Annotated in this window: 3 protein-coding genes and 2 rRNA genes (1 of these 5 only partly in view); 2 read left to right on the forward strand and 3 right to left on the reverse strand. The window is 64.1% G+C overall.

The genetic code is table 11. The annotated features are described in order from the left end of the window. Positions 1-27 precede the first annotated feature (27 nt). On the forward strand, positions 28-804 hold the full coding sequence (locus POL25_RS40635) for a DUF1571 domain-containing protein (protein WP_272091809.1): 777 nt from the start codon (positions 28-30) through the stop codon (positions 802-804). A gap of 60 nt (positions 805-864) precedes the next feature. Here POL25_RS40635 and POL25_RS40640 read toward each other — a convergent pair whose 3' ends face one another. Then, positions 865-2,409, reverse strand: coding sequence for a CehA/McbA family metallohydrolase domain-containing protein (locus tag POL25_RS40640; RefSeq protein ID WP_272091810.1), 1,545 nt, complete (start codon positions 2,407-2,409; stop codon positions 865-867). A 446-nt stretch (positions 2,410-2,855) separates the two neighbouring features. On the opposite strand from POL25_RS40640, the gene POL25_RS40645 reads away from it, so the two are divergent. Next, positions 2,856-3,866 carry a metallophosphoesterase family protein gene (locus POL25_RS40645; protein WP_272091811.1) on the forward strand — a complete coding sequence of 337 codons (1,011 nt, stop codon included), beginning with the start codon at positions 2,856-2,858 and terminating at the stop codon, positions 3,864-3,866. Between the two features lie 243 nt (positions 3,867-4,109). Here POL25_RS40645 and rrf read toward each other — a convergent pair. Beyond that, positions 4,110-4,226: ribosomal RNA gene (gene rrf / locus POL25_RS40650) — 5S ribosomal RNA — on the reverse strand. A gap of 170 nt (positions 4,227-4,396) precedes the next feature. After that, positions 4,397-6,732: ribosomal RNA gene (locus POL25_RS40655) — 23S ribosomal RNA — on the reverse strand (it continues 607 nt past the right edge of the window).

Raw genomic sequence — 6,732 nt, forward strand, 5'->3', positions numbered from 1 at the left:
AAGAAAGCCATGCAAAAGCTCCACCCCATGAAATGGCTTACGCGTCATGTGCCGTCGCTGCTCGCGGCGGTCACCGTCGTCGTCGGCGCAGCGCACGTCGCTCGCGCCCAAGAGCCCGCCGCCGCCGGCGTCGAGGCCGACGCTGCGAAGATCCGCCAGCTCGTGTTCGACATGGAGAAGGCGTTCGAGCAGGTCCACGACTACACCACAACCATGTACAAGCAAGAGCGCGTCAAGGGCCGCTTGATGCCGCGCGAAGAGATCGAGGTCAAGTTCCGCAAGCCGCTCGCCCTCTACCTCAAGTGGACCGGCGAGGTGAACCAGACCCGCGAGGTCATCTACGTCAAGGGCTGGAACGACGACAAGATCCGGGCCCACAAGGGCTCCTTCCCGGACATGACGGTCAACCTGCGTCCCGACTCGAGCATGGCGATGCAGGGCAACCGTCACCAGATCACCGAGGCCCACTTCGGCCACGCGATCGGCCTCATCGCCCGCGACGCGCGGCTCAGCGAGTCGCGCCCGCAGGACGGCGTCCGTTACCTCGACCACGGCGAGAAGGTCGTCCACGGCGCCCGCAGCCGCTGCATCGAGGCCCGCACCCCCGCGGGCGGCGTGTTCACCGTCTACTACGCCGCGCGCGCCAAGGTCTGCTTCGACCTCAAGACGAAGATGCCGACGCGGATCCAGGTCTGGGACGCCGACGGCGACCTGCTCGAGGACTACGGCTTCCAGGGCACCAAGCTCAACGTCGGCCTCGCCGACGCGGACTTCGACCCGGCCAACGAAGCGTATAACTTCTGAGCGATGATTCAGCCGGAGGCGCCTTGGCCTCCGGCTGTCTTTTGAGACATGTGCTGACAATCAGGGCCGAACGAACAGCGCGCCGCTGTAAATCCACGGCGCCTCGATCTCGGCGTATTCGGGCGCGTCGCCGAGGTACGGCAGCAGGTGCTTCGGCGTGACCCACACCTCCACGCGATACACCCCAGGCCCGGGCGCCTCGATCTCGATCTGTCCGCTCGACCAGGTCATGAGCTCCTCGCGCTCGTCGGCGGTCGCCCGGTACAGCACCCCGCGCACGCCCGGCGCCTCCGGGCCCTGCGGACTGCGCGGGTCGAGCGTCGGCAGCACGGCCCGCAGCGTCAGCGGACCGCCGGCCAGCGACACCTCGGCCCCCATCTCGGTCACCGCGGCCCCCTCGGCGTAAAAATCGAACCCGACCGGCGTGCCGAGCGACTCGAACACGATGTGGTTGTTACCCGCGCGCAGCGCCGCCTTGACCGCCTGCGGCGTGAACTCGGCGGTGCGGATGCGGTTGTTGAACCACCGGATCATGCGCCGATACGAGTCGCCGCGCTCGCCGTCGGTGGCGATGGTGTCGAACACGTTCTGATGCGCGTCGGTGCCGGCGGAGATCGTCAGCCGCTGCGTCTGCCCGAGCGTCTCGAGCGCCACGATCGACGGCTCGTTGGGCAGCAAGAACCCCAGCGTCGCCAGATCGGGCTGCCGCCCCGGCTGCAGGAAGAACGGGATGATCGCCGCGAAGTAATCGTCGTCGTCGAGGCCGAGGTCCTCCATGCGGATGTCGGGGTCGAGGTTGGCGTGCAGCTGGTACAGCTCGATCCCATCGAGCCCGAGCGTCGCCAATTCGGCGAGGTCGCGGCCCTCCGTGTGCGCCACCCAGGCCAACGCGCCGGCCTCCTTGATCGCCGCGAACGCCGCCGGCGAGCTCGTGCCGTACACGTCGCTCACGTGCTTCTCGAGCCCGAACGGCATCATCTGGGCGCTCTCGATCCCCGGCATCACCATCACCTTGTGACCGTCCGGGCACTTGAGCCACGCGGCGATCGGCGTCCCGCCGTCCCCGAGGATCGGCTCGTCCATCTCGCGCATCAGCAGCAGCTCCTCGTAGGCCGCCTCGGTCGCGTGCGTCGGATGGTCGCTCAACATCGCCACGTCGATCCGCGGCGTGCACAGCCCGAAGCGGAGATCCGCCAGACAATCCTCGTCGGGCACCCCGTTCGGCTGCGGATCGCCGTCGCACGCGTCGTGCGAGTGGTGCGAGTGCAGGTGCATGATCGCCCGCAGCTCGCGCTGGCCGCGGATCGTCGCGCAGCCGGAGATGTCGGGCTGCCCCTTGTCCCACGCGATCGGCGTGTCGGGCGGCGAAGTCTCGGCGCACCCGCCCTCGACCCCGGTCGTGCCGGTCGCCGTGGTGTCGTCGGTCGTCGACGTCGGCACGGTCGTCGTCGGCTCGCCCGTGCCCGTGGTGGAGCCGGTCGTCGTCGCGGCGCCGCTCGTCGTCGTCCCCGTCGAAGTCTCGCTGGCCGCTCCCGTCTCGCCCCCCGAACCATTGCACGCCCCGATCAGCAGCGCTCCGCTCACGATGCACGCCCAGTTGCGCATAGTCGCCTCCAAGATCGCGCACACGATATCACGGTCTCGGGCCCCGTCAGCGCCATGGGCCGTGCGCCGACTCCCGTCCCATGCGACATCGGCGCGCGACATGACATGTCCTTCTGCACATGTCCCTCAAGACAGCACCTCCGTTCACGTCGACGCCTGCGGCGACTCGCGGGCGCCAACGAGGTGACGTCCCGCAACCCAGGCCACGCATCCCCGACACCAGATTCGCCGCTGACCAGGCCGCCGACCGCAAGACCGAACCCGCGACGAATCACTCGTAGCCGCCGAGCCCGGCACGCACGCCGCAAGGACAGCCGTCGTCTACACGCCCCATGCGCCTCGAGCTCGTCCCGCACCGCGCTCGCACGCCGCACCCGAGGCCCCCGCGCGCTTCCCGGACCGCGGCGGGTGACGGCGCCCGGCCCCGGGGTGTAGTCTCGGATGCCATGCCTGCCCTCGTCCCTCGCTCCGCCCTCGCTCTCGCCTTCCTGCTCGCTGCTTGCGGGGGCGACACCAAGACGGCTCCCAAGACCGACGAGAAGAAGGTCGAGGCCAAGGCCGACGCCAAGGAGGAGCCCGCGGGCGACAGTGCCAAGAAGCCGCGCCCCCGGGCTCCCGCGAGTGAGAAGGCGCGGGTCGCCGATCCGAAGGGTCGCACCGTCGTCATCGGCTCGCTGGGCGGCGACCTCGCTGCCACCAGGGCCGCCCTCAAGACGGCGGGCGCGATCGACGACGCCGGCAAGTGGGCTGGCGGCGACCTCGTCGTCGTCCAGCTCGGCAATCAGTTCGGCAACAGCAAGGACGAGAAGGCCACGCTCGCCCTCCTCGACGACCTCGCCGCCCAGGCCCAGGCCGCCGGCGGCGCGCTCCACCGTTTGACTGGCGAGAACGAGATCCTCAACGTCGCGCTCAACTTCAAGGACATCGTCCACGCCCAGGGCTTCAAGGACTACGCCAAGGAGAAGAGCGACGATCCGCGGGTCGAGAGCCTGCCCGCCAATCAGCGCGGCCGCGCGGCCGTGTTCGCCTCGGGTGGCCCCGCCGCCAAGAAGCTCTCCGAGCAGAAGCTCATCCTCGTCGCGGGCGACAGCGTCTTCGCCCACGCCGGCCTCCTCGGCGAGCACGTGCAGAAGGGCATCGACAACATCAACGACGAGAGCACCAAGTGGATGCTCGGCGAGATCGCCATGATGCCGGACATGCTCGCCGCACCTGGCCCTGCGCGGACCCCTCGTCTCCGCGGCAACGAGCCTGCCTGCGAGGTCGTCGAGCAGGTCATCGCCGACCTCGCGGTGAAGCGGCTCGTCATCGCTCGCCCCCCGGCCGAGAAGATCGACGCCGTCATGTGCGACGGCAAGCTCATCCGGGTCGGCGCTGCGGCCGGTGACACCAGCGGCCCGGCCGAGATCCTCGATATCTCCGGCGACGCCGTGAAATTCGTCCCGATCGCCAAGTAGTCCGAGCGTCGTTGGCGACGCGACCGACGCAGCCGAGCTCCGCGGAGTCTTCGCCGACACCGTGGAGCCCGATCGGCAAGTAGCTCGAGTCGAAACGGCTTCCGGCGACGCCCACAGGGTGTCCCCACTCCTCAGAACTCGGAGTTCGTCCGGCTCGGCGAACCAGCGCGATTGTTCTGAGCGCGGCACGGGCCACTGGCGAGACCCAAATAAAAAAGCCCCCTTCTTACGAAGGGGGCATAGCGCTGGCGGCGTCCTACTCTCCCACAGGGTCGCCCCTGCAGTACCATCGGCGCTGGAAGTCTTAACGACCGAGTTCGGGATGGGATCGGGTGTGGCCCTTCCGCTATAGCCACCAGCAAAAACTTGACGACGAGCGGCGAGGAGAGTCGTGGCAGAGCCACCGAATCAGCCTCGCAAGAGATCGTAGTACGCTGTGTACAGGGCTCCATCTCGGAGCGGGCCATTTGGCCGTTGTGCGTGTATCGCTCGGAACCTCGGACTGCAAACCGCCACACGGGACGGTGCCCAAGGTCAAGCCGAACGGTCGATTAGTACCGGTTAGCTCCGCGCGTCGCCGCGCTTCCACACCCGGCCTATTAACGTCGTCGTCTACGACGGACCTTCAGGGAATCCTCATCTTGTGGTTGGCTTCCCGCTTAGATGCTTTCAGCGGTTATCCGTTCCAGACATGGCTACCCGGCGATGCTCTTGGCAAAACAACCGGAACACCAGGGGTCTGTCCATCCCGGTCCTCTCGTACTAGGGACAGCTCCACTTCAAGATTCCTGCGCCCACGGCAGATAGGGACCAAACTGTCTCACGACGTTTTGAACCCAGCTCGCGTACCGCTTTAATTGGCGAACAGCCAAACCCTTGGGACCTACTACAGCCCCAGGATGCGATGAGCCGACATCGAGGTGCCAAACCACGCCGTCGATGTGAACTCTTGGGCGTGATAAGCCTGTTATCCCCGGAGTACCTTTTATCCGTTGAGCGATGGCCCTTCCATTCAGAACCACCGGATCACTAAGGCCCACTTTCGTGCCTGCTCCTCTTGTATGAGTCGCAGTCAAGCTCCCTTATGCCTTTACACTCTTCGGCTGGTTTCCAATCAGCCTGAGGGAACCTTTGCGCGCCTCCGTTACTCTTTCGGAGGTGACCGCCCCAGTCAAACTACCCACCAGGCAGTGTCCCGGACCAGGCTCACTGGTCACGGTTAGGCTTTCAGACTTCTCAGGGTGGTATTTCAAGGTTGGCTCCGTGGAACCTAGCGGCCCCACATCATAGCCTCCCACCTATCCTACACAGACAAGTCCGAAAACCAGTGCCAAGCTGCAGTAAAGGTTCACGGGGTCTTTCCGTCTTGCCGCGGGTACGGGGCATCTTCACCCCGATTTCAATTTCGCTGAGTCCCGGGTCGAGACAGTGGGGAAGTCGTTACGCCATTCGTGCAGGACGGAACTTACCCGCCAAGGAATTTCGCTACCTTAGGACCGTTATAGTTACGGCCGCCGTTTACCGGGGCTTCGATTCGATGCTTCGCTTGCGCTGACATCTCCTGTTAACCTTCCGGCACCGGGCAGGCGTCAGACCCTATACGTCGTCTTGCGACTTCGCAGAGTCCTGTGTTTTTGGTAAACAGTCGCTACCCCCGATTCTCTGCAACCCCCAAAGGCTCATGGCGCGAGGCCCGTCACCCTCAAGGGCACACCTTCTCCCGAAGTTACGGTGTCAATTTGCCGAGTTCCTTAACCCGAGTTCTCTCAAGCGCCTTGGGATGTTCTCCCCACCCACCTGTGTCGGTTTACGGTACGGTCAGCACAGCGGTTAACTTGTACGATGCTTTTCTTGGAAGCTTGGACTCACCGAGTTGTCCGCCTTGCGGCGACCCTCATCACCTCTCGACGTTGCCCACGCGTTTGCGGCCAGATGCCTCCTACGCGAGCCGTCTACCGGCTTGAACGACCATCCATCAGGTCGCTCGGCTATCCTCCTCCGTCCCACCTTACAAAACCATCCGTGCTGGTGCAGGAATATTCGCCTGCTTCCCATCGACTACGCATTTCTGCCTCGCCTTAGGGACCGACTAACCCTGAGAAGATTATCTTTACCCAGGAACCCTCGGGTTTACGGCGACCGGGTTTTTCACCCGGTTTATCGCTACTCATGCCAACATCAGCTCTTGTCTGCACTCCAGCGCTCGTTTCCGTACGCATTCACCGCGCAGACAATACTCGCCTACCGCCTGTCTTTCGACAGACCCGGAGCTTCGGTTCATCACTTAGACCCGTTGAATTTTCGGCGCAGGTTCACTCGACCAGTGAGCTGTTACGCTTTCTTTAAAGGATGGCTGCTTCTAAGCCAACCTCCTGGCTGTCTGAGTGCTCCCACATCCTTTACCACTTAGTGATGAATTGGGGACCTTAGCTGCCGGTCTGGGTTCTTTCCCTCTCGGCAATGAAACTTAGCTCTCACTGCCTGAGTGCCAGCCTGTTGTCATCGGTATTCGGAGTTTGGTTGGGTTCGGTAAGATTGTGGTCCCCCTAGCCCATCCAGTGCTCTACCCCCGACGCAAATCGACTGACCCCATACCTCAATATGTTTCGGCGAGAACCAGCTATCTCCCAGTTTGATTAGCCTTTCACTCCTATCCACAGGTCATCTCCCATATTTTCAACTATGGTGAGTTCGGCCCTCCACGCAGTCTTACCCGCGCTTCAGCCTGCCCATGGATAGATCACAAAGGTTTCGGGTCTGTAACCAGCGACTTAAACGCCCTTCTCAGACTTGCTTTCGCTTCGGCTTCGCCTATCGGCTTAACCTTGCCGCTGACCACAACTCGTTGGCTCATGATACAAAAGGT

Source organism: Nannocystis bainbridge, from assembly GCF_028368995.1.
Classification (GTDB): Bacteria; Myxococcota_A; Polyangia; order Nannocystales; family Nannocystaceae; genus Nannocystis; species Nannocystis bainbridge.

Excerpts from the sequence above, each read along its gene's own strand:
- POL25_RS40635 (WP_272091809.1), top strand. The coding sequence starts at position 28 with ATGAAATGGCTTACGCGTCATGTGCCGTCGCTGCTCGCGGCGGTCACC.
- POL25_RS40640 (WP_272091810.1), bottom strand. The coding sequence starts at position 2,409 with ATGCGCAACTGGGCGTGCATCGTGAGCGGAGCGCTGCTGATCGGGGCG.
- POL25_RS40645 (WP_272091811.1), top strand. The coding sequence starts at position 2,856 with ATGCCTGCCCTCGTCCCTCGCTCCGCCCTCGCTCTCGCCTTCCTGCTC.